Source organism: Pseudomonas sp. GW823-FHT02F05, from assembly GCF_058797315.1.
Map to the genome: position 1 here is coordinate 42348 of NZ_JBXAJM010000021.1, position 24263 is coordinate 66610.

Annotated in this window: 30 protein-coding genes and 1 tRNA gene; 20 read left to right on the plus strand and 11 right to left on the minus strand. The window is 58.2% G+C overall.

The features are described from left to right. Positions 1-13 precede the first annotated feature (13 nt). Positions 14-316, plus strand: coding sequence for a YkgJ family cysteine cluster protein (locus AC1RAC_RS22730; protein WP_054922553.1), 303 nt, complete (start codon positions 14-16; stop codon positions 314-316). 114 nt (positions 317-430) lie between these two features. Here the strand turns inward: AC1RAC_RS22730 and AC1RAC_RS22735 are convergent, their stop codons facing one another. From AC1RAC_RS22735 to hemA, 6 genes are all read right to left on the minus strand, one after another. Beyond that, entirely contained in the window at positions 431-949 is a 519-nt protein-coding gene (locus AC1RAC_RS22735) for an acyloxyacyl hydrolase (RefSeq protein WP_014716838.1), read from the minus strand. A gap of 111 nt (positions 950-1060) precedes the next feature. Continuing rightward, complete coding sequence (murI, locus tag AC1RAC_RS22740) at positions 1061-1855, minus strand: glutamate racemase (RefSeq protein WP_034128078.1); 795 nt, start codon at positions 1853-1855, stop codon at positions 1061-1063. Beyond that, the gene (locus AC1RAC_RS22745; protein ID WP_034128079.1) at positions 1848-2603 is read right to left on the minus strand and encodes a molybdopterin-synthase adenylyltransferase MoeB; all 756 of its coding nucleotides are present in this window, start codon (positions 2601-2603) and stop codon (positions 1848-1850) included. Before AC1RAC_RS22745 ends, murI begins: the two co-directional genes overlap by 8 nt. Then, positions 2597-3427, minus strand: a complete 831-nt coding sequence (prmC, locus tag AC1RAC_RS22750) for a peptide chain release factor N(5)-glutamine methyltransferase (RefSeq protein WP_096144155.1) — start codon at positions 3425-3427, stop codon at positions 2597-2599. Before prmC ends, AC1RAC_RS22745 begins: the two co-directional genes overlap by 7 nt. After that, positions 3428-4510, minus strand: a complete 1083-nt coding sequence (prfA, locus tag AC1RAC_RS22755) for a peptide chain release factor 1 (RefSeq protein ID WP_054896862.1) — start codon at positions 4508-4510, stop codon at positions 3428-3430. It lies immediately after the preceding gene. Continuing rightward, entirely contained in the window at positions 4507-5796 is a 1290-nt protein-coding gene (gene hemA, locus AC1RAC_RS22760; protein ID WP_003188356.1) for a glutamyl-tRNA reductase, read from the minus strand. Before hemA ends, prfA begins: the two co-directional genes overlap by 4 nt. Before the next feature lie 316 nt (positions 5797-6112). On the opposite strand from hemA, the gene AC1RAC_RS22765 reads away from it, so the two are divergent. The 19 genes from AC1RAC_RS22765 (at position 6113) to AC1RAC_RS22855 (ending at position 20433) form a co-directional block, all read left to right on the plus strand. Next, entirely contained in the window at positions 6113-7837 is a 1725-nt protein-coding gene (locus tag AC1RAC_RS22765; protein WP_003188355.1) for a tetratricopeptide repeat protein, read from the plus strand. A 4-nt stretch (positions 7838-7841) separates the two neighbouring features. Beyond that, entirely contained in the window at positions 7842-8459 is a 618-nt protein-coding gene (gene lolB, locus AC1RAC_RS22770; RefSeq protein ID WP_492617008.1) for a lipoprotein insertase outer membrane protein LolB, read from the plus strand. A gap of 49 nt (positions 8460-8508) precedes the next feature. Then, positions 8509-9312: a 4-(cytidine 5'-diphospho)-2-C-methyl-D-erythritol kinase gene (gene ispE / locus AC1RAC_RS22775; RefSeq protein ID WP_492617018.1), complete on the plus strand. Its 804-nt coding sequence runs from the start codon at positions 8509-8511 to the stop codon at positions 9310-9312. Between the two features lie 37 nt (positions 9313-9349). After that, positions 9350-9424 (plus strand) — tRNA-Gln (locus AC1RAC_RS22780). 46 nt (positions 9425-9470) lie between these two features. Further along, positions 9471-10412 carry a ribose-phosphate pyrophosphokinase gene (locus AC1RAC_RS22785; RefSeq protein ID WP_003171603.1) on the plus strand — a complete coding sequence of 314 codons (942 nt, stop codon included), beginning with the start codon at positions 9471-9473 and terminating at the stop codon, positions 10410-10412. A 137-nt stretch (positions 10413-10549) separates the two neighbouring features. Continuing rightward, on the plus strand, positions 10550-11149 hold the full coding sequence (locus tag AC1RAC_RS22790) for a 50S ribosomal protein L25/general stress protein Ctc (RefSeq protein ID WP_492617009.1): 600 nt from the start codon (positions 10550-10552) through the stop codon (positions 11147-11149). Between the two features lie 167 nt (positions 11150-11316). Then, complete coding sequence (gene pth / locus AC1RAC_RS22795) at positions 11317-11901, plus strand: aminoacyl-tRNA hydrolase (protein ID WP_054921813.1); 585 nt, start codon at positions 11317-11319, stop codon at positions 11899-11901. Between the two features lie 22 nt (positions 11902-11923). Continuing rightward, entirely contained in the window at positions 11924-13024 is a 1101-nt protein-coding gene (gene ychF, locus AC1RAC_RS22800) for a redox-regulated ATPase YchF (RefSeq protein ID WP_014716830.1), read from the plus strand. A 370-nt stretch (positions 13025-13394) separates the two neighbouring features. After that, the gene (locus AC1RAC_RS22805; protein WP_054897133.1) at positions 13395-14312 is read left to right on the plus strand and encodes a sigma 54-interacting transcriptional regulator; all 918 of its coding nucleotides are present in this window, start codon (positions 13395-13397) and stop codon (positions 14310-14312) included. 181 nt (positions 14313-14493) lie between these two features. Then, a complete protein-coding gene (locus AC1RAC_RS22810; protein WP_034128085.1) occupies positions 14494-14661 on the plus strand; it encodes a hypothetical protein in 168 nt (55 codons plus the stop codon). Positions 14662-14714: 53 nt separating this feature from the next. Further along, entirely contained in the window at positions 14715-15077 is a 363-nt protein-coding gene (locus AC1RAC_RS22815) for a hypothetical protein (protein WP_057977397.1), read from the plus strand. A 6-nt stretch (positions 15078-15083) separates the two neighbouring features. Continuing rightward, positions 15084-15872: a type III secretion system inner membrane ring lipoprotein SctJ gene (sctJ, locus tag AC1RAC_RS22820; RefSeq protein ID WP_054897135.1), complete on the plus strand. Its 789-nt coding sequence runs from the start codon at positions 15084-15086 to the stop codon at positions 15870-15872. Beyond that, entirely contained in the window at positions 15865-16407 is a 543-nt protein-coding gene (locus tag AC1RAC_RS22825; RefSeq protein ID WP_034128088.1) for a hypothetical protein, read from the plus strand. Before sctJ ends, AC1RAC_RS22825 begins: the two co-directional genes overlap by 8 nt. Before the next feature lie 24 nt (positions 16408-16431). After that, complete coding sequence (gene sctL / locus AC1RAC_RS22830) at positions 16432-17004, plus strand: type III secretion system stator protein SctL (protein ID WP_492617010.1); 573 nt, start codon at positions 16432-16434, stop codon at positions 17002-17004. Between the two features lie 104 nt (positions 17005-17108). Next, on the plus strand, positions 17109-17327 hold the full coding sequence (locus tag AC1RAC_RS22835; RefSeq protein ID WP_034128090.1) for a hypothetical protein: 219 nt from the start codon (positions 17109-17111) through the stop codon (positions 17325-17327). A 1-nt stretch (position 17328) separates the two neighbouring features. Continuing rightward, on the plus strand, positions 17329-17718 hold the full coding sequence (locus AC1RAC_RS22840) for a type III secretion system chaperone (RefSeq protein ID WP_034128091.1): 390 nt from the start codon (positions 17329-17331) through the stop codon (positions 17716-17718). A 14-nt stretch (positions 17719-17732) separates the two neighbouring features. Further along, positions 17733-19871, plus strand: coding sequence for a type III secretion system outer membrane ring subunit SctC (gene sctC, locus AC1RAC_RS22845; RefSeq protein ID WP_492617011.1), 2139 nt, complete (start codon positions 17733-17735; stop codon positions 19869-19871). Beyond that, a complete protein-coding gene (gene hrpT, locus AC1RAC_RS22850; RefSeq protein WP_054897139.1) occupies positions 19868-20071 on the plus strand; it encodes an HrpT family type III secretion system protein in 204 nt (67 codons plus the stop codon). The genes sctC and hrpT overlap by 4 nt, the downstream gene beginning before the upstream one ends. Then, positions 20068-20433 (plus strand): hypothetical protein, encoded by a 366-nt coding sequence (locus AC1RAC_RS22855; RefSeq protein WP_034128094.1) that lies wholly within the window; start codon positions 20068-20070, stop codon positions 20431-20433. The genes hrpT and AC1RAC_RS22855 overlap by 4 nt, the downstream gene beginning before the upstream one ends. Here AC1RAC_RS22855 and sctU read toward each other — a convergent pair whose 3' ends face one another. From sctU to AC1RAC_RS22880, 5 genes are read right to left on the minus strand one after another with little or no spacing between them, the layout of a single operon-like run. After that, positions 20434-21531: a type III secretion system export apparatus subunit SctU gene (gene sctU / locus AC1RAC_RS22860; protein WP_034128095.1), complete on the minus strand. Its 1098-nt coding sequence runs from the start codon at positions 21529-21531 to the stop codon at positions 20434-20436. It abuts the gene before it with no gap. Continuing rightward, complete coding sequence (gene sctT, locus AC1RAC_RS22865; protein ID WP_492617012.1) at positions 21528-22316, minus strand: type III secretion system export apparatus subunit SctT; 789 nt, start codon at positions 22314-22316, stop codon at positions 21528-21530. Before sctT ends, sctU begins: the two co-directional genes overlap by 4 nt. A gap of 9 nt (positions 22317-22325) precedes the next feature. Next, positions 22326-22589, minus strand: coding sequence for a type III secretion system export apparatus subunit SctS (gene sctS / locus AC1RAC_RS22870; RefSeq protein ID WP_034128097.1), 264 nt, complete (start codon positions 22587-22589; stop codon positions 22326-22328). A 7-nt stretch (positions 22590-22596) separates the two neighbouring features. Next, positions 22597-23253 carry a type III secretion system export apparatus subunit SctR gene (sctR, locus tag AC1RAC_RS22875; RefSeq protein WP_034128098.1) on the minus strand — a complete coding sequence of 219 codons (657 nt, stop codon included), beginning with the start codon at positions 23251-23253 and terminating at the stop codon, positions 22597-22599. Then, on the minus strand, positions 23250-24263 hold the full coding sequence (locus AC1RAC_RS22880; protein ID WP_492617013.1) for a FliM/FliN family flagellar motor switch protein: 1014 nt from the start codon (positions 24261-24263) through the stop codon (positions 23250-23252). The genes sctR and AC1RAC_RS22880 overlap by 4 nt, the downstream gene beginning before the upstream one ends.

The window sequence follows — 24263 nt, forward strand, 5'->3', positions numbered from 1 at the left end:
ACACTGCGCGCCTATGACCAACATCCCTCACATTCAAATCACCGAACCCGTCACGTGCTCGACGTGCGCGGCTTGTTGCTGCCAGCTGGAAGTCATGCTGATCACCGACACCGGCGTGCCACAACGCTTTATCGATACCGACGATTGGGGGGGTGAGGTGATGATGCGCCTGGACGACGGCTGGTGCGCAGCGCTGGACCGCGACACGATGATGTGCACGATCTATGAGCTTCGGCCGTTGATTTGCCGGGAGTTCGAGATGGGGGCGCCGGAATGCCTTGAAGAGCGTGAAGGCATTACCACGGCCTACCGCTGATTCTGTAGGAGCGAGCTTGCTCGCGAAAAACCTGAGAACGCCGCGTTAAACCTGATTCGCTGCGTTATCGTTATCGTTGAGGTTCTTCGCGAGCAAGCTCGCTCCTACAGTGCATTACAGCGGCATGGTGTAGTGCAGCGAGTAACTCTCTACACCATCGTTATTGCTGCTAATGCCGGCGTTGGAATAATGCGTGGCACGAATGCCCACTTCATGCCCGCCGTTGAACCGCAGGCCGAAACCCAGGCGGTCTTCGAACTGGAAGGACTGGCCGATGTTGTTGTCTTCCAGCCGAGTGCGAGAGAACAACGCCACGCCGATACCGGCTTCGATGTAGGGTTTGACCGACTCGCCGGCAAACTCATACACAAACACCGGCGAGAACGACAGGCTGCTGGCGCCCGCACGATCATCCCCTTCCCAATAGGTATAGGCGCCGCTCCAGTAGCCGGTCAGTCGGCCGACATTGCTCTGCATCCAGCTCTTGTCCCAATCGGAGGTCAGGCCCAGGCGGTAGGTCAGCGTCGAATCGCTGGTGCTCCCCAAGCCGAACTCCAGGCCGGCGGCCTGGGCTGAAACAGAGTGTCCCAACATAGCGGCCGCAATCGCAGCCAAACAGAACAAGCGCTTCATGTGAAACATCCTTTGCAAACGGAATAATTGGGTTGTGTACAGGCTAACGGGCTATAGAAGCCGACGCATAGCCAGAAGTTCAGCTTTTTTCAGGCTGATTTCACGAAATTTTCACGAGCCAAAGCTTCGCACAACTCCAGGATGTTTCCAAAGTGTCGGTAGGATGTTTCTTAGGTGACACAGATCGCCGCTGGTCCAGAACTGTGCAGGTTCAGGTTCGCCAATGGCCAGCAGGTCGCGCTCACCCAGCAAGCGCTTGAGCTGGCGCGCCACGGCGGCGCCGGTATCAATGAGGATGATGCTGGGGGGCAGCATCTGCGCCAGGAGTGGCTTGAGGAAGGGATAATGAGTGCAACCCAGGATGATGGTGTCGCAACCGGCGCTAAGCAGCGGCTCAATATAGCCTTGCAGCAGGGAGTGCAAGGCGGGGCTGTTGAGGTCGCCGGCTTCAATCAGCTCCACTAGGCCCGGGCACGGCTGGGTAATCACCCGCACATCGGTGGCAAAACGGTCGAGCAAGGCGGCGAACTTGGCGCTTTGCAGTGTGCCCGTAGTGGCGAGCACACCCACCACACCACTGCGCGTGGCCGCGGCAGCAGGTTTGACCGCAGGCTCCATGCCTACCAGCGGCCAGTCGGGGTAGTCCTGGCGCAAATCGGCCACCGCGGCGACCGTCGCCGTGTTGCAGGCAATCACAAAGGCCTTGGCGCCCCGCTCGCGGAAAAACTCAGCGACCGAGCGAGAACGTTCAAGAATGAACGCCGGCGTTTTCTCACCATAGGGAATGTGCCCGCAGTCCGCCACGTACAGCAGTGACTCGTGGGGCAACAACTGCTGGATTTCTTCCAGCACCGTCAGGCCGCCGATACCGGAATCGAACACACCAACAGGCGCGCCCTTAACCATGCTTTGCCCCGCAGACGCTGCAGCCTGGGTCACGCTTGACGCGCAACTCGCGAAAACGCGTGGTCAGCGCATCGATCAACAACAGGCGCCCTACCAACGACTCACCAAAACCGGCCAGCAGCTTCAAGGCTTCCAGCGCTTGCAGGCTGCCAACCACACCGACCAACGGCCCGACAACGCCGGCTTCGCTGCAGGTCAGTTCAGTGTCGCTGCCGTGCCCATACAAACAGTGGTAGCAGGGACTGTCAGCGCGGCGGGGGTCGAATACCGACAATTGCCCCTCAAGGCGAATGGCCGCGCCACTGACCAACGGTTTGCCGGCGGCAACGCAGGCTACGTTGACCGCCTCGCGGGTAGAGAAGTTATCGCTGCAATCGAGCACCAGATCCACTGCGTTGACCGCAGCAGCCAGCGAGTCGGCATCCAGCGCAGCACGATGGGCGACCAGGGCGACTTCAGGGTTGATCGCTCTCAGGCGCCCCATGGCCGAATCGACCTTGGTCTGCCCCACGCTGTTAGTGTCATGGATGATCTGGCGTTGCAGGTTGGTCAAATCGACCGTATCGAAATCAGCCAGGTGCAATTCGCCCACCCCAGCAGCGGCCAAGTAAAGCGCCACCGGAGCGCCCAGGCCACCCAGGCCGACGATCAACGCGCGGCTCTGTTTCAGGCGTAATTGGCCATCAATGTCGACATGCTGCAACAGAATCTGCCGGCTATAGCGCAACAGCTCCTGGTCGGTCAGCACGGGCGGCGCCCCAAGGTGATGCGTTCGTGACCGCCAAGGTCGATGCGGCTGTGTACGCCGTCAAAGCCCTGGTTCAGCAACAAGTCGCGCACGGCCTGGGCCTGGTCGTAACCGTGTTCGAGCAACAGCCAGCCGCCGTCGTTCAGGTGAGCAGGAGACTTTGCAATGATCAGGCGCAAATCGTCCAGGCCATCGTGCCCCGCCACCAGCGCACTGGCCGGTTCGAAGCGCACATCGCCGGCCACCAGGTGCGGGTCATTGTCGGCAATGTAGGGCGGGTTGCTGATGATCAGGTCGAAGCGCTGGCCTTGCAGGGCGCTGAACCAGTGACTGTTGAGCACCGTGGCGTTAGTGAGGTGCAGGCGTTGACGATTGCGCTCGGCCAGGGCCACGGCCTCCAGCACACGGTCGACCGCCGTGACCTGCCAGGCCGGACGTTCGCTGGCCAAGGCCAAGGCGATGGCGCCGCTACCGGTGCCCAGGTCCAGGACCTGGGCGGGCGTGGCGGGCAGCAATTCCAGGGCAGCTTCCACCAGCAACTCAGTTTCCGGGCGGGGGATCAAAGTGTGCGGTGCTACTTCCAGGTCGAGTTTCCAGAAGCCTTGCTGGCCGAGGATATAGGCCACCGGCTCGCCGCTGCGGCGGCGCTGCAGGTAGCCGGAAAAGGTCAGCGCGTCTTCGCTGCTGACGATCTTTTCCGGCCAGGTATGCAGATAGCTGCGTGATTTGCCCAGGGCAGCGGCCAGCAGCAACTCCACGTCCAGGCGCGCCGTCGGCGAGTCGGGCAGGTCAGCGGCGCGCAGCAGGCTGGCGATGATGGTCATTTAGTCACCTATCGCCGCCAGTTGGTCGGCCTGGTATTCGGCGAGCAACGGCTCGATCACCGCATCCACGCCCCCGGCGAGAATTTCGTCGAGGGAATACAGGGTGAGGTTGACCCGATGGTCCGTGACGCGGCCCTGGGCAAAGTTGTAGGTACGGATACGCTCGGAGCGGTCGCCGGAGCCCACCAGCAGCTTGCGTTCGCTGGCAATTGCGTTGGCCGCGGCGCTGGTCTGCTGGTCGTTCAACTTGGCCGACAACCAGGACATGGCCCGCGCACGGTTCTTGTGCTGGGAACGTTCTTCCTGGCACTCCACCACAATGCCCGACGGCAAGTGTGTGATACGGATCGCCGAGTCGGTCTTGTTAACGTGCTGGCCACCCGCGCCGGATGAGCGGTAAGTGTCGACACGCAAATCCGCCGGGTTGATCTCGATGGCTTCCTGTTCGTCCGGCTCAGGCAACACGGCGACGGTGCACGCCGAGGTGTGGATGCGGCCCTGGGATTCCGTCGCAGGCACCCGCTGTACGCGGTGCGCACCGGATTCGAACTTCAGCTTGCCGTAGACATTGTCACCTTCAACCCGGGCGATGACTTCTTTATAACCGCCGTGCTCGCCCTCGTTCTCGGAGAGGATCTCCACGCGCCAGCCGCGACGCTCGGCATAGCGCGAATACATGCGGAACAGGTCACCGGAAAAAATCGCCGCCTCGTCGCCACCGGTACCAGCGCGGATTTCGAGGAAAACGTTGCGTCCGTCGTTAGGGTCCTTGGGCAGCAACATGCGTTGCAGGTCACCCTCAAGCTCAGCGAGTTTTTCCTTGGCTTCGCGGACTTCTTCCACGGCCATTTCGCGCATGTCCGGGTCGCTGTCCTTGAGCAGGGCCTGGGCGCCTTCGAGGTCGGCCTGGACTTTCAGCAGGTGTTTATAAGTGGCCACAATGGGCTCAACTTCGGCGTATTCCTTGGAATAAGCACGGAATTTGGTTTGATCGGAAATGACCTCGCCATCGCCGAGCAAGGCGGTCAGTTCTTCGAAACGGTCCTGGAGCACGTCCAGTTTATTGAGCAGTGACGCTTTCATTGCGGTTTTTTATCCGAAGAGCTGTCTGACGCGCCCTCACCGAGGGCAAAGAGTTCCTGGGCCATGGCCAGCGCATCGAGGCGGCCTTCGGCGGTAAGCTTTTTCAACTGGACACTAGGAGCGTGGAGCAGTTTATTGGTCAGGCCACGGGCCAATTGCATCAGCACTTCTTCGGCGCCGCTGCCGTTGGCCAGCATGCGCTGGGCCTTGAGCAACTCTTCATCACGCAGGCGTTCGCCCTGCTGACGATACGCCTTGAGCACATCCACTGCCGCCAGTTCACGCAGGCGCACCATGAAATCTTCAGCGCCGGTGCTGACCATTTCCTCGGCGGCCTGGGCGGCACCCTGACGACTCTTGAGGTTTTCAGCGACCACTTCATGCAGATCATCGACGCTATAAAGGTAAACGTCGTCCAACTCGCCGACTTCGGGCTCGATATCCCGTGGAACGGCGATATCTACCATGAAGATCGGCTTGTGCTTGCGCAGCTTCAACGCGCTCTCGACCGCGCCCTTGCCCAGAATCGGCAATTGGCTGGCGGTGGAACTGATGACGATATCACTGCGCACCAGTTCAGCGGGAATGTCCGACAGCAGCACCGCATGGGCACCGAACTGCTCGGCCAGAATGCTGGCGCGCTCCAAGGTGCGGTTGGCGACCACGATGCGCTTCACGCCAAGATCGTGCAGGTGACGGGCCACCAGGGTGATGGTTTCACCAGCGCCGATCAGCAGGGCCTGGCTGCGCTGCAAGTCGCTGAAAATCTGCTTGGCCAGGCTCACTGCGGCAAAGGCCACGGACACCGGGTTTTCGCCGATGGCCGTATCGGTACGCACTTGCTTGGCGGAATTAAAGGTGGCCTGGAACAGGCGGCCCAGCAATGGGCCGACGGTGCCGGCCTCACGCGCCACGGCGTAGGCAGACTTCATCTGGCCGAGAATCTGCGGTTCACCCAACACCAGCGAGTCGAGACCGGCCGCCACGCGCATCATGTGACGAACTGCCGCATCCTCTTCATGCACATAAGCGCTGGCACGCAGGTCATCGAGGCTCAAATGGTGATAATCGGCCAGCCAGCGCAGCACCACATCCGCCGAGAGATGTTCCTGCTCTATATAGAGCTCGCTGCGATTGCAGGTCGAAAGGATCGCAGCTTCGCGGCTGTCGGTAAGCCGGCAGAGCTGCTGCAAGGCCTCAACCAACTGCTCTGGCGTAAACGCCACGCGCTCGCGCACGTCTACGGAGGCAGTCTTGTGGTTAATACCGAGTGCGAGGAAGGCCATTCAATATCGCTGATGATGTCGGGAAGCCGACAATTGTCCTACTTCGAAAGATTCAGAACAACCACCGTCGTCTATTGTCCCTATACCTTATGCCTATCAATGCACTTTTGCAGGAGCGAGCTTGCTCGCGAAAATCGTCAACGATAACGCGGCAAGCCGGGCGCCCAGCGGCGCTCTCAGGTTTTTCGCCAGCAAGCTCGCTCCTACAAAGGAAAGGCAAAAGGCAGCAATAGTCGTATTCCGAGTGCCCCGGTTATGTTTGGCCGAAGGCTTGTGTCATGATGATCCGACCGCAGGTTAGTCGTCCTCTTCCTATATGAATAGATCTTCCGCGTTGCTCCTCGCTTTTGTCTTCCTCAGCGGCTGCCAGGCCATGGCACCCGTGTCGCCGGACGCTACGTCGCCGGTGGAAGACAGCACTCCCGCCCCTGAAAAACCCAAGGTTTATTCCTCGTTCAGTGAAGAAACGATCTACAGCCTGCTGACAGCTGAGCTGGCCGGCCAACGCAATCGCTTTGATATTGCGCTGGATAATTACGTGACCCAGGCCATCAACACCCAGGACCCGGGGATTTCCGAGCGAGCGTTTCGCATCGCCGAATACCTGGGCGCCGACCAGGCAGCGCTGGACACCTCGCTGATCTGGGCCAAAAATGCCCCGGATGATCTGGAAGCCCAGCGCGCCGCAGCCGTGCAACTGGCGCGTGCCGGGCGCTATGACGACTCCATGGTTTATATGGAGAAGGTCCTGCAGGGCAAAGGCGACACACATTTTGACTTTCTTGCGCTGTCGGCCGCCGACACCGACCAGGACACGCGCAACGGCCTGATGAAGAGTTTCGATCGCCTGCTGCAAAAGCACCCGAAGAACAGCCAGTTGATTTTCGGCAAGGCCCTGCTGCTGCAACAGGACGATGAAGCCGACGCCGCGCTCAAGCTGCTGGAGCAGAACCCGCCGGAAGAAGGTGAAATCGCGCCCATCCTGTTGCGTGCACGCCTGCTGCAAAGCCTTAACCGCGGCAAGGAAGCGATTCCGCTGCTGGAAAAAAGCATCAAGAAATACCCCGGCGACAAGCGCCTGCTCCTGACCTATGCACGTATGCTGGTTGAGCAGGACCGTATGGAAGACGCCAAAGTGCAGTTCGCCAACCTGGTCCAGCAATACCCGGACGACGACGAACTGCGTTATTCCCTGGCATTGGTGTGCCTGGAAGCCAAAGCCTGGGACGAGGCCAAGGGCTACCTGCAAGAGCTGATCGAACGTGACAGCCACGTGGACTCGGCGCACCTGAACCTGGGCCGCATCGCTGAAGAGCGCAACGACCCTCAAGCGGCCCTGCTTGAATACGCCCAGGTCGGCCCCGGCAATGATTATCTGCCAGCGCAGTTGCGCCAGGCCGATATCCTGATGAGCAACGGCCGCACCGACGAAGCGGAAAAACGCCTGGCCGCGGCCCGCGATGCCGAACCGGACTACGCCATCCAGCTGTACCTGATCCAGGCCGAGACCTTATCGGCCAACAAACAGGGCGAACGCGCCTGGAAACTATTGCAACAAGCGTTGCTGCAATACCCCGACGACTTGAACCTGCTGTACACCCGCGCCATGCAGGCGGAAAAACGCAATGACCTGGCACAGCTGGAAAAAGACCTGCGCCTGATCATCAAGCGTGACCCGGACAACGCCATGGCCCTTAACGCCCTGGGCTACACCTTGTCCGACCGCACCACGCGCTACGCCGAAGCCAAGGTGCTGATCGAACAGGCTCATGCGCTCAACCCGGAAGACCCGGCCGTACTCGACAGCCTGGGCTGGGTGAATTACCGCCTGGGCAACCTCGACGAGGCCGAACGCTTGCTGCGCCAGGCACTGGAGCGTTTTCCGGACCAGGAAGTTGCCGCACACTTGGGCGAAGTGCTCTGGGCCAATGGCAAGCAGCGCGAAGCCCGACAAATCTGGGAAAAATTCCTCAAGGAACAACCCGACAGCCCTATCCTGCGCAGCACCATCAAGCGCCTGACCGGATCCGAGACCCTTTAAATTTATGTTCTTGCGCCACGTTATCGTTTTCAGCTTCATCGCCCTGCTCGCCGGTTGCGCGGGCATCGGCAGCCGTGAATCCGTTGAAGGCCAGGGCAACCCGGCCCAATGGAAACAACACAAGGATCAGCTCAGCAGCATCGATGGCTGGCAGATCGAGGGCAAGGTCGGAGTACGTGCGCCGAAAGACTCTGGCAGCGGCACGCTGTTCTGGCTGCAGCGCCAGGACTATTACGACATTCGCCTCTCGGGCCCCCTGGGCCGTGGCGCGGCCCGCCTGACTGGCCGGCCAGGGCAAGTGAGCCTGGAAGTGGCCAACCAGGGCCGCTACGAGGCAACCTCCCCGGAAGAATTGCTGGAGCAGCAAATTGGCTGGAAGTTGCCCGTCTCGCATCTGGTCTGGTGGGTGCGCGGTCTGCCGGCGCCGGACAGCAAGAGCCGTCTGAGCCTCAATGGCGACAGCCGCCTCGCCACCCTGGAGCAGGATGGCTGGCAGGTCGAATATTTGAGCTACGTGGAGCAAAGCGGTCATTGGCTTCCCGAACGTATCAAGCTGCATGGCACCGACCTTGATGTCACGCTGGTGATCAAGGACTGGCAACCGCGCAAACTGGGGCAATAACGTGTCCGCACAAAAATTGACCCTGCCCTCCCCGGCCAAGCTCAACCTGATGCTGCACATCCTCGGTCGCCGTGAAGATGGCTACCACGAGTTGCAGACGCTGTTTCAGTTTCTCGACTACGGCGATGAGCTCACCTTTGCCGTGCGTGACGATGGCGTGGTTCAGTTGCACACCGAATTCGACGGTGTGCCCCACGACAGCAATCTGATTGTGCGGGCGGCCAAAAAACTTCAGGAACAATCCGGCTGCCCACTTGGCATTGATATCTGGATCGACAAAATCCTGCCCATGGGCGGTGGTATCGGTGGCGGCAGCTCAAATGCCGCGACCACTTTGTTGGGCCTCAATCACTTATGGCAACTGGGCTGGGACCACGATCGCCTTGCTGCGCTGGGCCTCACGCTGGGCGCCGACGTCCCGGTTTTCGTGCGGGGGCACGCCGCATTTGCTGAAGGCGTCGGGGAAAAACTCACCCCTGTAGAGCCCGAAGAACCTTGGTATGTCGTGCTGGTGCCGCAAGTATCTGTAAGTACAGCAGAAATTTTTTCAGATCCGTTGTTGACACGTAACTCTTCTCCCATTAAAGTGCGCCCCGTTCCCAAGGGAAACAGTCGAAATGACTGCTTACCGGTTGTAGCAAGGCGTTATCCAGAGGTACGTAACGCTTTGAATTTGTTAGGTAAATTTACCAAAGCAAAATTAACCGGAACTGGAAGTTGTGTGTTTGGGGGCTTCCCAAGCAAAGCTGAAGCTGATAAAGTCTCGGCCCTTCTTACAGAGACCCTTACAGGGTTTGTAGCAAAAGGAAGCAACGTTTCGATGTTGCATCGCAAGCTGCAAAGTCTGCTCTAAAAGGAACCGAGTGTTAGGCACTCGTTGCAACAGATACAGGGGCGTCGCCAAGCGGTAAGGCAGCAGGTTTTGATCCTGCCATGCGTTGGTTCGAATCCAGCCGCCCCTGCCATTTTCTAATACTCATCCAGGTTACCCTCAGCCTCTAGGTACTGCGCGTGTCCAAGATGATGGTCTTTACGGGGAATGCCAACCCCGATCTGGCTCGACGTGTCGTACGTCAGCTGCATATCCCTCTCGGTGACATCTCTGTCGGTAAATTCTCCGACGGCGAAATTACAGCCGAGATCAATGAAAATGTCCGCGGTAAAGACGTCTTCATTATTCAGCCGACCTGCGCTCCGACCAACGATAACCTGATGGAACTCGTCGTGATGGCTGATGCCTTCCGCCGCTCCTCAGCGACTCGAATCACAGCTGTAATCCCTTACTTTGGTTATGCCCGTCAGGATCGCCGTCCGCGCTCCGCACGTGTAGCTATCAGCGCGAAAGTCGTTGCTGACATGCTGACCGTGGTAGGTATCGACCGTGTGCTCACGGTTGACCTGCACGCTGACCAAATCCAGGGGTTCTTCGATATTCCAGTAGATAACATCTACGGCTCCCCCGTCCTGGTGGATGACATCGAAGACCAGCGCTTTGAAAACCTGATGATCGTGTCCCCGGACATTGGTGGCGTCGTGCGTGCACGGGCTGTTGCCAAATCCCTGGGCGTGGACCTCGGGATCATCGACAAACGCCGTGAGAAAGCCAATCACTCTGAAGTGATGCATATCATCGGTGATGTCGAAGGGCGCACCTGTATTCTGGTTGATGACATGGTCGACACCGCCGGCACCCTGTGCCACGCGGCGAAAGCCTTGAAAGAGCACGGTGCAGCAAAAGTCTTCGCCTACTGCACACACCCTGTGCTGTCGGGCCGAGCGATCGAGAACATCGAGAACTCCGTGCTGGACGAACTGGTGGTGACCAACACCATCCCGTTGTCCGCCGCAGCTCAAGCCTGTGCACGTATCCGCCAACTGGATATTGCACCGGTCGTTGCCGAAGCGGTTCGCCGCATCAGCAATGAAGAATCGATCAGCGCGATGTTCCGTTAAGGGTCAAACCAACGGATCACCTCACTGACGAAAAGCGCCCCGCCCCAGCATTCCGCTGGGGCGGGGCTTTTTTGCCCATATCGAGTTCGGCGCTGGTCGCAAACGCCCCTCGATGATGGCTATTTTGGAGATACAACATGAACGAATTTACTCTGAACGCCCAAGCGCGTACTGACCTGGGGAAAGGTGCGAGCCGCCGCCTGCGTCACGCCGCCAACATCCCAGCCGTTGTCTACGGTGGTAACAAGCCTGCTGAATCCGTGACCATCCTGGCCAAGGAAATCGCCAAGCTGTTCGAAAACGAAGCTGCCTACAGCCACGTTATCGAGCTGAACGTCGACGGCGCCAAGCAGCACGTCATCGTTAAAGCAATGCAGCGTCACCCTTCCAAGCAGTTCATCATGCACGCTGACTTCGTTCGCGTTGTAGCTGGCCAGAAACTGACCGCCATCGTGCCTGTGCACTTTGTGGGTGAAGAAGCTCCGGTCAAGAAAGGCGGCGAGATCTCTCACGTCCTGAACGAAATCGAAGTGACCTGCCTGCCGAAAGACCTGCCTGAGTTCATCGAAGTCGACCTGTCGGCTCTGGAAATCGGCGCCATCGTTCACCTGTCCGACCTCAAGGCCCCTAAAGGCGTTGAGTTTGTTGCACTGGCTCACGGTGATGACAAAGCTGTTGCCAACGTTCACGCTCCACGCGTTGCTCCAGAAGAAGCTGAAGAAGGCGCTGCAGAGTAATTCACTCTGTATTGCCGGAGCTTGAGGAAACATCGCGGACCGAAACGTAGCGAGAAAGCGGGCGATAACGCGGCGTTTACTCTTGAGTAAATGATGTAGTGTCGTCCACTTTCGCCGCATCTGGGTACGGCGATGTTATCCACAACTCCAAAGGAAGGGCCCCTGTCGTGACTGCCATTAAACTGATCGTTGGCCTGGGAAATCCAGGCGCCGAATACGAACAGACCCGGCATAACGCGGGGGCCCTTTTTGTTGAGCGTATCGCCCACGCCCAAGGCATCAATCTGGTGGTCGATCGCAAATATTTTGGCCTGACCGGGCGCTTCTCGCATCAGGGTCAGGATGTTCGTCTGTTGATTCCCACCACCTACATGAACCGCAGCGGCCAGGCTGTCGCGGCGCTTGCGGGCTTCTTCCGGATCAAACCCGAAGAAATCCTGGTGGCCCATGACGAACTGGACCTGCCACCCGGCGTAGCCAAGCTCAAGCTCGGCGGCGGGCATGGTGGGCACAATGGCCTGCGTGACATCATCGCGCAGTTGGGCAATCAGAATAATTTTTACCGTCTGCGGCTCGGCATTGGCCACCCAGGCGTTGCCAGTATGGTTTCAAATTTCGTCCTGGGTCGTGCGCCACGCGCCGAACAGGAAAAACTCGATGCCAGCATCGATTTTGCCCTCGGCGTGCTGCCGGATATCTTCGCCGGTGAATGGAACCGTGCGATGAAAAACCTGCACAGCCAGAAGGCTTGACTCTTATCCGAGGGGAAACACCATGGGATTCAATTGCGGCATCGTCGGCCTGCCCAACGTCGGCAAGTCCACCCTGTTCAACGCCCTGACCAAGTCCGGTATTGCGGCGGAGAACTTCCCCTTCTGCACCATCGAACCCAACAGCGGCATCGTACCAATGCCGGACCCGCGTCTTGACGCACTGGCGGCCATCGTCAATCCCAAGCGCATCCTACCGACCACCATGGAGTTCGTCGACATCGCGGGCCTCGTCGCCGGCGCCTCGAAAGGTGAAGGCCTGGGCAACAAGTTCCTGGCCAACATCCGCGAAACCGATGCTATCGCCCACGTGGTCCGCTGCTTTGAAGACGAGAATGTGATTCACGTCTCCAACAGCGTAGACCCCAAGCGCGACATCGAGATCATCGACCTGGAACTGATCTTCGCCGACCTCGACAGCTGCGAAAAGCAACTGCAGAAAGTCGCGCGTAACGCCAAGGGCGGCGACAAGGATGCAGTGGTCCAGAAGGGCCTGCTGGAGCAGTTGATCGCGCACTTTACCGAAGGCAAACCGGCGCGCAGCCTGATGAAGAATATGGGGGCCGATGAGAAGGCCGTGATCAAGGGCTTCCACCTGCTGACCACCAAGCCTGTGATGTACATCGCCAACGTTGCCGAAGACGGCTTTGAGAACAACCCGCTGCTCGACGTGGTCAAGGCCATTGCCGACGAAGAAGGCGCCATCGTTGTTCCGGTATGCAACAAGATCGAAGCGGAAATCGCCGAGCTCGATGACGGCGAAGAAAAGGACATGTTCCTCGAGGCCCTGGGCCTGGAAGAGCCTGGCCTGAACCGCGTAATCCGCGCCGGCTACGAAATGCTCAACCTGCAGACCTACTTCACCGCCGGTGTCGAAGAAGTCCGCGCCTGGACCGTCAAGGTCGGTGCTACCGCGCCACAGGCGGCTGGCGTGATCCACACCGACTTTGAGAAAGGCTTTATCCGCGCTGAGGTGATCGCTTACAACGACTTCATCCAGTTCAAGGGTGAAGCCGGTGCCAAGGAAGCCGGTAAGTGGCGCCTGGAAGGTAAGGATTACATTGTCAAAGATGGCGATGTGATGCACTTCCGTTTCAACGTGTAAGCGTTAGCTGAACCTCTGCCCGATACAAAAAAACCGACGCATTGCGTCGGTTTTTTATTGCCTCCTGTTTCTACCTGCCACCCAACTAAAAGCCCCACACCTAGAAAACTTAATCACTCATAACCCTTGATCGATTTAAACGATGAATCCTTCAAGCCTTAAGTCTTCTCCTACACTAAAGATTCAACAACCATCAAGAATGCACTTGAACAATACAGCGCCCTGACATAGTTAATATTTGACACGCTCTCGCGCAGTATTTTCATACTAATAAGCACGATGACATTTTTGATTATTTGCGCTCTACTGACCGCACGCCAACAGCGTTCTATCAACAGTGAAGTGATAGCGATAGTGGAGCACCCTGACTATGTCAGCCTCTTACAAGACAACAAATGAGACATACTTCCCTTCTGTTGAAACCTTGGATATCGAACGTACGCTCAAGAGTACCGCAGCGCTCGATATCGATATTTTGTTGTTGGGGGAGACGGGTACTGGCAAGGATACCCTGGCCCAACGAATCCATCGTTTGTCGGGGCGACGAGGTCATTTTGTCGCAGTGAACTGCGCCGCCATCCCGGAAAGCCTCGCAGAGAGCCAACTGTTCGGCGTCAACAGCGGCGCCTATACAGGAGCAGTGCAATCACGTGCGGGTTTTATCGAAACCGCACACCTGGGCACCTTGTATCTGGATGAAATCGACAGCATGCCGCTTTCCATGCAGGCCAAACTGCTACGTGTGCTGGAGTCACGTGGCGTCGAACGCCTGGGCTCAACCCGGTTTATCCCGGTGGACATGCGAGTCATCGCCTCTGCGCAACAATCCCTGCATGAGATGGTCGAGCAGGGAAAGTTCAGGCGCGACCTGTATTTCCGCCTGAACGTCGTAAATATCAATCTGCCTGCGCTGCGCAATCGCCGTGACCGAATCGTCCCGTTGTTCCTGAGTATGATTCAAGAGGAAGCCGAGCACTATAAGTGTCTCGCCCCAAACCCTTGCAGTGAGCTAGTCCAACAGTTGCTGTGCCATCCATGGCTGGGGAATGTGCGTGAACTGCGCTCGACTGCCAAACGTTTCGTGCTGGGTCTGGCGCCATTATCAAGCTCGCCCTCGAACGCTACAAACCAACCCACCAACCTGAAAGAACGCCTGCAACAAATCGAGAAAGCTCTGATTGAAGAGTCGCTGCGGCGTCATACCTACTGTGTGGACGAGGTGGCTGTAGAGTTGGGCATGGCAAAGAGAACGCTTTACTACCGAATGAAACAACTAGATATACAGTAGCCCGCTGCTCAGCCCACACCGAAGACACCTTCAGACACACCCTTTAAGTAAAAGCGGGAACCATATTCGAGCCTGAACCACACAAGGATGAGCCTGATATATTTAGTGCCTATCGGCAGCAACACTATTGCAACTACGCATCAAGGCTCAAATGTCATTTCTTAGATAGCGGAGCATCACTATGAGTATTTCTGGCATCAACCCGCAAAGCTACCACCCCCCGGTCACCGGTGGCGAAAACGCAGACCTTAAGGCAGAAAGGAAGCAACTGCTTCGCGAATCCATGAAAGAAAGCAATGAGGCATTCAGGATCAGTGAGCAGAAAAAGAACAACGACGCGCTGCGTTAAATAGCTTCACCGCCCTTGGTCATCAAAGGGCGGGTTTCCCCTTAGAGGTCCATATGCAAATAGAAGAAGTCGACGTATTACGCGAATATCAAAACGGCCTTACAGCCCACAGGTCCCCTACCCAACCTACGCACCACAGCGAAGATGCGAGCTTTTTCAGCGCGTTATTGGCCCCCTCGATGCAACGGGTTACCGCCACGCCATCCGCGAACGCACTGACCGACGCTTTGCAGTATTTGGACAAGGCTAAAAGTGGTATGAGTCGAGGTCTCAAGGACTTCAACAATGAGTTCAAAGAAAAAAATCGGCTCAACTACACCCCCAATCTTTCAGACTCCATTCTACTGACCCAAACCCTGGTGAAGTGCGTCGGCAAGGGCGCGCAATGCCTAGAAAAAATCAGCAACCTGCAGTAGGAAAAAATGACTCGTTTTCTATCCGTCGGATTAGTTTTCTCGCTGGCGCTGATGCTGGGCGGCTGCGGCGAAAGTGTCGAACTGCATCGCCAACTCTCCGAGCAGGATGCCAATGAGGTCATCGCGGAACTGGCTGACAAACACATACGCGCACAAAAAGTGCCTGCCAAGGACGGCGTCGTGGTGCGTGTCAATGCAGCCGATATCAGCCGCGCCGTTCGCACACTGGAAGCGGTCGGATTGCCCAAGGTCGCCCGTGCCACGATGGGGGACACCTTCCGCAAGGAGGGCGTCATCTCTACGCCACTGGAAGAGCGTGCCCGGTATATCTATGCCCTGTCCCAGGAGTTGGAGGCGACCCTGTCAAACATCGATGGGGTCATCGTCGCTCGTGTGCACGTGGTGCTGCCCGAACGCGTGGCTCCCGGTGAGCCCGTCCAACCCGCCTCCGCCTCAGTGTTCATCAAACATGACCCACGACTGGAGCCCGACAGCATCCGCGCGCGCGTACGCAGGATGGTATCCAGTAGTATTCCTGGCATGACCACTGCACTGGATAACGCGCAGAAGCTCACGGTGGTTTTTGTACCGGCAACGGCTTACCAGGAACAACAACGCCTGAGCTACTTCGGTCCGTTCCTGATCCCTGAGGAAGACGTCGGTTTTTGGCGTACCGCTATGAGCGCTCTGGTTATCGGCGCGATACTGACACTCGCCTTGGCGCTGTTCTGGCGCATACGAAGCCAACGATCCAGGCAGGAACCTGTAGCCCCAGCGCCTCTAGCGAATGAGTGATCATCTGGCCTGGGCCCAATGGTGGGCCAGTCCGTGGCAGTTTTCGCACCCGGACGCGACCAGCGCTCACGCCTACCACGCAGTACCCGCCTTGTGCCGCAGCCAACCCGCGCTGGCGTGCGCAGCGTTGGGCATCGAGCCATGCCTGCCTCCCCCTCCCTGTGCAACGGTGCTTGGTTTGGCCCTGGCTTCACGGGAGCAGTTCGATCTGGCGATAGCACTGCTGGAGCTTACGTGCCATCCCAACCTCGACAGCCCCTTGTGCGATGAACACCGCAAGTGGTGTGAGCGCCTTGCCAAGGCGCTACACCCTGACGCCCTGTTGCAGCCGGAGGATGATCCAATGCAATTGCTGAGGGCCTGGGTCGAGCCTGCTGTCTGGCAACGCCTTCGTCTGCGCTTGCCGCCTGACCGGGTGCAGGCACTTGAAACCACACACCTGCCATTTGACGATGCGCATGGCCGGCTCAATACGCTGTGGCAGGCGATTGTCTGGCGTATCGACGCAACGGGTAGTGAAACAACTCGTCGTTAACGGCAACACACCAGAGCATTGTCTATGTTGACCCAACGCAAAATCGAATTGCACGACGGCGCTTCCGGGCAGCCAAAAGTACTGATTACCCGGGAGATGCTCACCGATTGCTTTCAGTCCGCGCAGTTGCTAGATAGCGCACGGGCCCAAGCTGAAGAGCTGCTGCGCCAGGCGGTTGAGCATCGTGAAGAAATGCTTGAGCAGGCCCGCCTCGACTTCTGGTCACGCGCCCACGCGCAACTCAGTGCGTGGGAGCGCCAACGCAAGGCGATGTGTGACAACCTCGAACACTACGCAACATCCATCGCCAACCGAGCCTTCCACTGCCTGTTGGAGGAAGTGCCTCCCCCAAAGCGCCTTTCGGCATTGGTCAAACAGTTGGTAACGACGCAAATTCCACCTATGAAGGCCACCCTGGTTTGCAACCCGCTCGAGCATGAGCAGATAGCCCAAGCCTTGGTCCAGCTGGGCTCTACACCTTGGAAGCTTCGCCCCGATGACCAGGTCAAACCTCAATCGCTGTTACTGGAAACAGATGAAGGCGATTTTCGGATCGACTGGGCCTCGATGCGAGAAATATTGTTTACAAACGTGTAGGAACATAGCGGTAGAGGCAGGCGATATCTTTAAAAAAATTTCTTCCGATGGAACTGGTGGCAATCAACCCGCCACACAGTTCAGACACATCTGGAGTAAAAATCATGGACTTTCACGGAAACCTGAAAAACCATCTATTGAGGCAAGTTCAGGCTGATATCAAGCGGGTGAATACGGCCTATAAAGATCCGGAAGCGCTCGATGCAGATATCGATTACTTCAGCAACCTCATGAAACAACAGAAGCTCTCTGTCATCGCGTTCAACGAACACACGCGCTCCAGACATACACTGCTCAAAACAGCGCTGGATGGCGTGCAATAAGTTGCAAGCACTCCTTGCCGGTTGGCTGAATGGCCACGAAGAGCAGCTCACCTTGTTTGAGAGCGACGACGAAATCATCTTTCAACGCGTTTCGAACAGACTGCTGGTAAAGGTCCAGTTGACCCAGGCGGGTGACCACAAAGCCCAGTTGCGCACCTGGATGCGCTTGGGAGGCCCTAGCCTGAGCTATTTTCACGGTGCAGTTGCATTGGCGCCGACCACCGGTGCGCTTTGGCTTATTCAATGCGTGGAGAGGGGGCACGGCGAAGCACTGGCGAAGTGTCTCGAGTCCCTCCTCAACCAACGCGACACCTGGCGCGCCGTCGTCGCGCGCCAGGCGCGGCCTGTACGCACATTCATATCCACGTCGCTGCGCTCGACACCGTACTAACCAGAGACTTTCCCATGCCTGATAAAAACGACAAGCACAAACGCTTGCGCCCTCACGTACCTGCTTTTACTCCCCGCGCCGCCTGGTGTTGGCTCATTATGCTGCCTGGGTGGCTGCTACCACTGGATAGCGCGCTGGCCGCAATACCTCCTGAGTGGAAGAACACGGCCTACGCTTATGAAGCCCAGCACAAGCCAGTGCGCGAAGTGCTGGAGGATTTTGCCCAGACATTTGGTACTCAGCTCCAGGTCGAGGGCCTGCTCGAAGGTAACGTCAACGGCAAGATACGCGCAAATACGCCGCAATCATTGCTCGACCGGTTGGGGGTCGAACACCGTTTCCAATGGTATATGTATAACAACACCCTCTATATCAGCACCCTGGACCAGCAAGAATCCGCGCGCCTGGAAGTCTCCTCCGAGACCATCGCGGACCTCAAACAAGCGCTGACCGATATAGGCTTGCTCGACAGTCGTTTCGGCTGGGGCGAGTTGCCGGAAGACGGTGTTGTGCTGGTCTCCGGCCCGAAGGTTTATATCGAACAGATCAAGCGCTTCAGCAGCCAGCGCCGTTCTACGGATGAAAAACAGAGCGTGCTGAGCTATCCACTGAAATTCGCCAGCGCGGCGGATCGCCAAATGGAATATCGCAACGAAAAAATCATCATCCCCGGTGTAGCCACCATACTAAGAGGGCTCCTGGAACCGCGCTCACCCTCATCGTCTTCGGCGCAGTCTCAACGCTCCATCACCCAGCCCCCGTTCATCACACCGGTGGTGCCACGCTTGAGCAACCCGTTGCTGGGGCAAATGCTCGGCTCCACGCCGACAACCGGGTTGAACGACTCGACCGATACGGGCATGTCAATCACCCGGCGGGTCCCCCTCAGCCCTGCCCGTATCCGCGTCGAAGCCGACTTGCGCAATAACGCCATCCTGATTTATGACGTGCCGGAACGGCAGGCAATGTATCGCGAACTGATCACCCAGCTCGACGTGGCACGCAAACTGGTGGAAATCGATGCCATCATCCTCGACATCGAGCGCACGCAACTGCGCGAATTCGGGGTGAGATGGGGCTTTCAGAACAGTCGCTTCAGTGGCGCAGCCAACATGATTTCCGGCAACGCTCAGCTGACAATTGAAAACCGCGGTCGTTTCGACGCGGAGATACGCGCGCTGGAAGCCAAGGGCCTGGCAACCATGGTGTCCAATCCGTCAGTCCTGACACTGGAAAACCAGCCAGCGGTAATTGATTTCAACCGGACCCAATACCTGACTCGCGGTCGGCAGAACGCTACGATTTTACCGATCACCGTGGGTACCAGCTTCCAGGTCGTGCCCCGCGTCATCACGAGCCGTGGTGGCCATCAGATTCAGCTGTTGGTAGATATCGAGGACGGTAACTTCGAAGAGGCCAAACCTACTCCCGGTAGCTTCGATGTACGCCGAGGCAAAGTCAGCACCCAAGCCATCATGGCCGAAAAACGTTCGCTCGTGGTCGGTGGTTTCCACGTCACCGAAAGCACCGACAAGCACAGCAAAGTACCCCTGCTGGGGGATATTCCGCTGTTGGGCAAGGCGTTGTTTTCCTCCACTGAACGACAGAACAATCGGCGCGAACGTCTATTTATCCTCACGCCACGCGTTATCGGCGACCAGACCGACCCTTCACGCTACCTGCCCCAGGCAGACCAGGTCGAATTGCAAGCCGCTCTCACCCCCCTGGCCAGGCGCTACGACCCTCACCAGCCAGTGATCAAGCGCAGCGACATTATCAGTACCCTGGCGCACCTGGTCACCGGGCAAGTGCCCAAAGCCTTCAAGGTAGCGCCGATGCCCCTGGGGCTGAACACCTTGTGCAGTACCCGCAACTTGCTGGCGCTGAACACCGAGCGCAGCCAGTGGTACGCCGGCCCGCAGTACAACGTAGCCGTGGTGGTGCTGCGCAACCAGTTCAATCGCAATGTGCGCATCGACGAAAAGGAATGCAGTACTTCGCAAACCCTGGCCGTGAGTGTCTGGCCCCGCGCCTGGCTCAAGCCGGGCGAGGAAGCAGAAGTGTTTATCGCCATGCGCCCGGTGGTCAAGGATGAACACATCAGCGTGCCCCGTCCCTCCCTGATCACTCCAACTCAAAAGGCCAAGCCATGAAACATCGCTCGCTGTACGTCACCCTGATCGGCGCGGCGCTGCTCGTCGCCGGTTGTACGCCCACGTGCAAGGGCGACTCCTGCTCACGTCCGCAATCGTCCAAGGACAAGCTGGTGATTTGGTGGCCCTCACAAACGCGCGTCGAACCCGGCCCTGCCGGAGAGCGTCCGGACTATCAGACGGTGTCGCTGGAACGATGAGCGCCCAGGGAACCCCGGCCGATGAACGCCAGGTCTTCCTCGACAGCCTGGTGGGCGGCTCTGCCGCCCACCTGACGCTTGGCCCGGGGGTAACAGCCAGCAACATGCAAGCCGGAACCCGTCAGGGTCTGGCCCTGCACGTGGCTCGCGAGGCGCTGCAAGCCTCACAATTGCAGAACGCGCTGGAGCGGCGTTTCGAGCAGGCCGTGGCATTCGATGGCTGCTTTATCTACATTGACGCACAGGACGCGCTGGTGATCTGGCATGCACTGCCCCCACAGCCCAACCTGCTCGACAGGCTCCTCAGCCGAATGTTGTCGTTGGCCAACCTTGAAACCCTGGATGCGCGTACCCGGCGCTGATCAACGCAGGTCAAGCTCCGGCAACTCCAGAGTTTCACGCTTGGCCTCATCATCAAGCTCGCGCAGGGTGCGGTAGATCAATGCCACGGCCTGCAGGGTTTCACGAGGAATTGTCGCCCCCAGCTTGTTCGTATACAGCGTACGGGCCAGCCACACGCACTGGATCACCGGTACATCAGCCGCTTTGGCGCGAGCGATCAACGCACGGGCGTCATCATCAGTCCCTTTGCTCACCAGCAGGGGCAGCGGCGTTTTGCCGGGGCGGTAATACAAGGCCACGGCAAAGTGCGTCGGGTTGACCACCAGCATATCGGACTCCTCCAGCTTGGGCAGCTTGACCTTCGGCTCCTCCTGGGCCAATTGCTGCGCCAGGGCGCGGCGCTGCCCCTTCACGTGGGGATCGCCCTCCATGTCCTTGTACTCTTTCATGACCTCGACCTGGGTCATGCGCATGCGCTTGGCAAAAAAGTATTTCTGCATTGCGAGGTCGATAAGCGCCAGCACCAGCAATAACCCGAGACAGGCATGCAGCAGATAGCGGAACAGGGCGATCAATCCCAGGAGGTAGCTTTGCAGATCGCTGGTGGCCATATTGATCAACGCCCCCAGGGAAGGCCAGATCACCACGTACAGGATCAGGCCCAGCAGTGTTGCCTTGACGATGCTCATCAACAGGTTCATTACCGACTGGGCAGAAAACATTTGCTTGAGTTGGCTGAGCGGGTTGAGACGATTGAAGTCGAGCTTCAAGGCGTCCGGCGCGAACAGAATCCCGAACTGCATCCAACTGCTGACCAGCTTCGTGATAATCGCCACCGCGGCCATCAACAGGGCGAAGGAGAAAAACAACATCAAACCTTCGACCATCACTTCTTCCAGCGCCTGCGGGAAAGGCAAGGACAGACGCGTGATCGGCAGCAGCATCAACTGCTGGAAACGTTGCAGGCTGCTCTCGGCGGTGAACAAGGCGATTTCGCTGATAGCTGTCAGCACCAGTAGCTTACCCACATCCTGGCTTTGGGCGACTTGGCCTTTCTTACGCTGATCACGCAGCTTCTTGGCTGATGCGGGGTGCTTCTTTTCCCCCGAATCACTCATGACAGCGAGACCTTGAAGAACACGCCCAGGGAGTGCTTGAGGTCTTTAAGCAAGCCCATGCGCCCGACGATCAGGTCCTGCAGCAACGCAAAATACAACAACAGCACACCGATACCCGCCAGGCTCTTGAGGGGCGACGCCAGCGTACTCACTTGCAATTGCTGACTGTAGACCCCCAGCAGCGCGATGCCGAACTCCAGCAACAGCAGCACCGCAATAAAGGGGGCAGCGTAGAGCATCATGTGCGTGAAGGTATCGCCAAGCAGGCCGACAAATACATCGAACCCATCGGCAGCGGGCAGTGGAAACCACACCGTCGGTGGCCAGAGCAGATAGCTGTCCCAGATCACCTGCGTCAACGCCCCGAGGCCCATACTGGCCATCAGCAAAAAAATCGCCAATTGTTTGAACAGATGCCCGGCCGGCGTCGCGTCTGGCCCAAGCGAGGGGTTGAGCTGACCACCGGCCAAAGCGCCCCGCTGGTTATCCAGCAACGCCCCGACCGACTCGAACAGCCAGAACGGCATCGACAGCAACACGCCCAGCAATAACCCCAGGGCCAACTCTTTGAGGACCAGCCCTCCGAGCATCAGCGCCGAGTGTTCCTGGCCCTCCAGCAAGACATGAATGGCAGGTGCAGGCAGCAGTGCCATGACCACCACAATGGTGTGCCGCAGCATGCCGCGTATATGTTGAAAACAGAATGCCGCCACGAGGAAAGCGCAGGGGTATATACGCGCCATGGCGACCAGCAGGGAGGGCAAATATTCAAGATATAACAGCACAGGCAGACCTCAGTGCAGGGCCGATCGACCGATCATGTCAAAGGTCAAGTTCATCAACTGGATCAACTCCACACCGATCCAGCGACCGGTCATGATCAGGGTGATCCCCACTGCCACCAGCTTGATACCGAAGGGCAACGTCTGGTCCTGGACCTGCATCAGTGCCTGCACCAGGGAGGTCATGACCCCCACCACCACCGCCACGATCAGCGGCGGCGCCGTTAGCATGACTACCAGCAACATGCCCTGCTTGAACAGTACGATGGGTTCCATAGGTCACTCAGAGATAGGAAAAGAACAGGCTGTCGAGCAACCGCGACCACCCGGAGACCATCACGAACAAGAGCAATTTGAGCGGCAGGGAAATGGTCATGGGCGAGACCATTTGCATACCCAAAGCCAAGAGGAGATTGGAAACAATCAGGTCAATCACGATGAAAGGGATATAGATCAGAAAGCCGATTTCGAACCCCGCCTGCAACTGTGACAGCACAAAGGCCGGCGCCAGCAGGATCAGGTCCTCACGTTGGACCTCCTGCGCCATCTGCGCCGGCCACATGCGCATGGCATTTTCCAACAGGTGGGTAAGAATATCCGGGTCACTGTTGCGCAGCATGAAGGTGCGCAATGGTTTGATCGCCTCCATTCCCGTCTGTTGGAGTGCGCCTACGCTGGTCAGGTCCAGGGGCGACACCTTGACGATCTCGGCCATCTCATAACCTACAGGCGCCATGATGAACAGGGTTGCCGCCAGGGCAATACCATTGATGGCCATGCCCGGAGGCACCTGCTGCACACCGATGGCATTGCGGGTGATCATCAGCACAATCACGATCTTCAGGAACGCCGTGCAGACGACCAACAGCATGGGCATCAACGACAGTGCCCCAAGAAATATTGCCAGGACGACCGGATCTATTCCCTGGAAACTATTCATCGAGAAAAGATCACGCGAGACATCTGCAGCCCCAGTCGCCCGTCCACTTCAACCAACTGGCCCAGGCCGAGGGGGCGGTCGCCGTAATAGAGACCGGCAGTGCCGGGGGCATAGCCGGCAACCCCCAACACCGCGCCGGGCGCAAGGTTGCGTAATTCGCCGAGGGTCAGGTTCAGCGTACCGCACCGTACATTGAGCGCCATGCTCAGCTCGTCGAATGGTTCATGCCCGAACACATCCATCACCGCTGTTTCATCCTCATGCTCTGAGTAGGGCTGTGTTGCAAAATCCTCATCCACAAACATATCCTCGATAGAAGTAAGGGTCAGACGCATCGGCCCGGATTCAGCGTCGATCCAGCCCACCAGGCGCTGTTTGCCAACCTGCACGTGGCCGGTTCCCGACGCACTGAAAAAGGCTCGCTCAAGCACCAGCACGTCACCAGCCCGCAAGCCGCGCAGCTGGTGCATGGACAACCGCAGGTGCCCAAGCGTTACGTCAACCGCCAGCCGAAACTGCGCCGGCATCGGCTCAGCCCTGGATCGCCACGGCCCCGCCTTGCATAGCGCCAGAAAGCTCTCGACAGACAGCCACAGATAGCCCGCCACGCGAGAGGCCCCAAGCGTCACGCAGAGTCGACAACCAAAGTTCATGGGGCGAGCGCCTGGCAGCAAACGCAGGTACCCAAACAACGCCTGCACCTGAGGGCTCAGATGATGCTGGAACAACTCCCAGAACCAGGCGTCCGGATCATTCCCGGCCTGCTCGAGCGTCACGGGGCATTCACCCATCAAGCTGAACTGTGGTCCTGGCTCACTGAAGGCCAAGACGCCACAGGCGGTTTCGAAGCAGAGCGGCTGGATGCCCACAGGAGCAGTACCAGGCTCCATTCTCAACTCGCCACTCGACCCAGCGACCTCGAACGGCATACACAACCCTTGCCCCAAGCGCTGCCGGGCAACCGCAATATCGGTTTTGAATCTGGGAAGTATCAAAGGTGGCAGCATCAT

What these genes read in the sequence shown, in the direction of transcription:
- AC1RAC_RS22730 (WP_054922553.1), top strand. Translation starts at nt 14, where the DNA reads ATGACCAACATCCCTCACATTCAAATCACCGAACCCGTCACGTGCTCG.
- AC1RAC_RS22735 (WP_014716838.1), bottom strand. Translation starts at nt 949, where the DNA reads ATGAAGCGCTTGTTCTGTTTGGCTGCGATTGCGGCCGCTATGTTGGGA.
- murI (WP_034128078.1), bottom strand. Translation starts at nt 1,855, where the DNA reads ATGGTTAAGGGCGCGCCTGTTGGTGTGTTCGATTCCGGTATCGGCGGC.
- prmC (WP_096144155.1), bottom strand. Translation starts at nt 3,427, where the DNA reads ATGACCATCATCGCCAGCCTGCTGCGCGCCGCTGACCTGCCCGACTCG.
- prfA (WP_054896862.1), bottom strand. Translation starts at nt 4,510, where the DNA reads ATGAAAGCGTCACTGCTCAATAAACTGGACGTGCTCCAGGACCGTTTC.
- hemA (WP_003188356.1), bottom strand. Translation starts at nt 5,796, where the DNA reads ATGGCCTTCCTCGCACTCGGTATTAACCACAAGACTGCCTCCGTAGAC.
- AC1RAC_RS22765 (WP_003188355.1), top strand. Translation starts at nt 6,113, where the DNA reads ATGAATAGATCTTCCGCGTTGCTCCTCGCTTTTGTCTTCCTCAGCGGC.
- lolB (WP_492617008.1), top strand. Translation starts at nt 7,842, where the DNA reads ATGTTCTTGCGCCACGTTATCGTTTTCAGCTTCATCGCCCTGCTCGCC.
- ispE (WP_492617018.1), top strand. Translation starts at nt 8,509, where the DNA reads ATGCTGCACATCCTCGGTCGCCGTGAAGATGGCTACCACGAGTTGCAG.
- AC1RAC_RS22790 (WP_492617009.1), top strand. Translation starts at nt 10,550, where the DNA reads ATGAACGAATTTACTCTGAACGCCCAAGCGCGTACTGACCTGGGGAAA.
- ychF (WP_014716830.1), top strand. Translation starts at nt 11,924, where the DNA reads ATGGGATTCAATTGCGGCATCGTCGGCCTGCCCAACGTCGGCAAGTCC.
- AC1RAC_RS22805 (WP_054897133.1), top strand. Translation starts at nt 13,395, where the DNA reads ATGTCAGCCTCTTACAAGACAACAAATGAGACATACTTCCCTTCTGTT.
- AC1RAC_RS22810 (WP_034128085.1), top strand. Translation starts at nt 14,494, where the DNA reads ATGAGTATTTCTGGCATCAACCCGCAAAGCTACCACCCCCCGGTCACC.
- AC1RAC_RS22815 (WP_057977397.1), top strand. Translation starts at nt 14,715, where the DNA reads ATGCAAATAGAAGAAGTCGACGTATTACGCGAATATCAAAACGGCCTT.
- sctJ (WP_054897135.1), top strand. Translation starts at nt 15,084, where the DNA reads ATGACTCGTTTTCTATCCGTCGGATTAGTTTTCTCGCTGGCGCTGATG.
- AC1RAC_RS22825 (WP_034128088.1), top strand. Translation starts at nt 15,865, where the DNA reads ATGAGTGATCATCTGGCCTGGGCCCAATGGTGGGCCAGTCCGTGGCAG.
- sctL (WP_492617010.1), top strand. Translation starts at nt 16,432, where the DNA reads ATGTTGACCCAACGCAAAATCGAATTGCACGACGGCGCTTCCGGGCAG.
- AC1RAC_RS22835 (WP_034128090.1), top strand. Translation starts at nt 17,109, where the DNA reads ATGGACTTTCACGGAAACCTGAAAAACCATCTATTGAGGCAAGTTCAG.
- sctC (WP_492617011.1), top strand. Translation starts at nt 17,733, where the DNA reads ATGCCTGATAAAAACGACAAGCACAAACGCTTGCGCCCTCACGTACCT.
- hrpT (WP_054897139.1), top strand. Translation starts at nt 19,868, where the DNA reads ATGAAACATCGCTCGCTGTACGTCACCCTGATCGGCGCGGCGCTGCTC.
- AC1RAC_RS22855 (WP_034128094.1), top strand. Translation starts at nt 20,068, where the DNA reads ATGAGCGCCCAGGGAACCCCGGCCGATGAACGCCAGGTCTTCCTCGAC.
- sctU (WP_034128095.1), bottom strand. Translation starts at nt 21,531, where the DNA reads ATGAGTGATTCGGGGGAAAAGAAGCACCCCGCATCAGCCAAGAAGCTG.
- sctS (WP_034128097.1), bottom strand. Translation starts at nt 22,589, where the DNA reads ATGGAACCCATCGTACTGTTCAAGCAGGGCATGTTGCTGGTAGTCATG.
- sctR (WP_034128098.1), bottom strand. Translation starts at nt 23,253, where the DNA reads ATGAATAGTTTCCAGGGAATAGATCCGGTCGTCCTGGCAATATTTCTT.
- AC1RAC_RS22880 (WP_492617013.1), bottom strand. Translation starts at nt 24,263, where the DNA reads ATGATGCTGCCACCTTTGATACTTCCCAGATTCAAAACCGATATTGCG.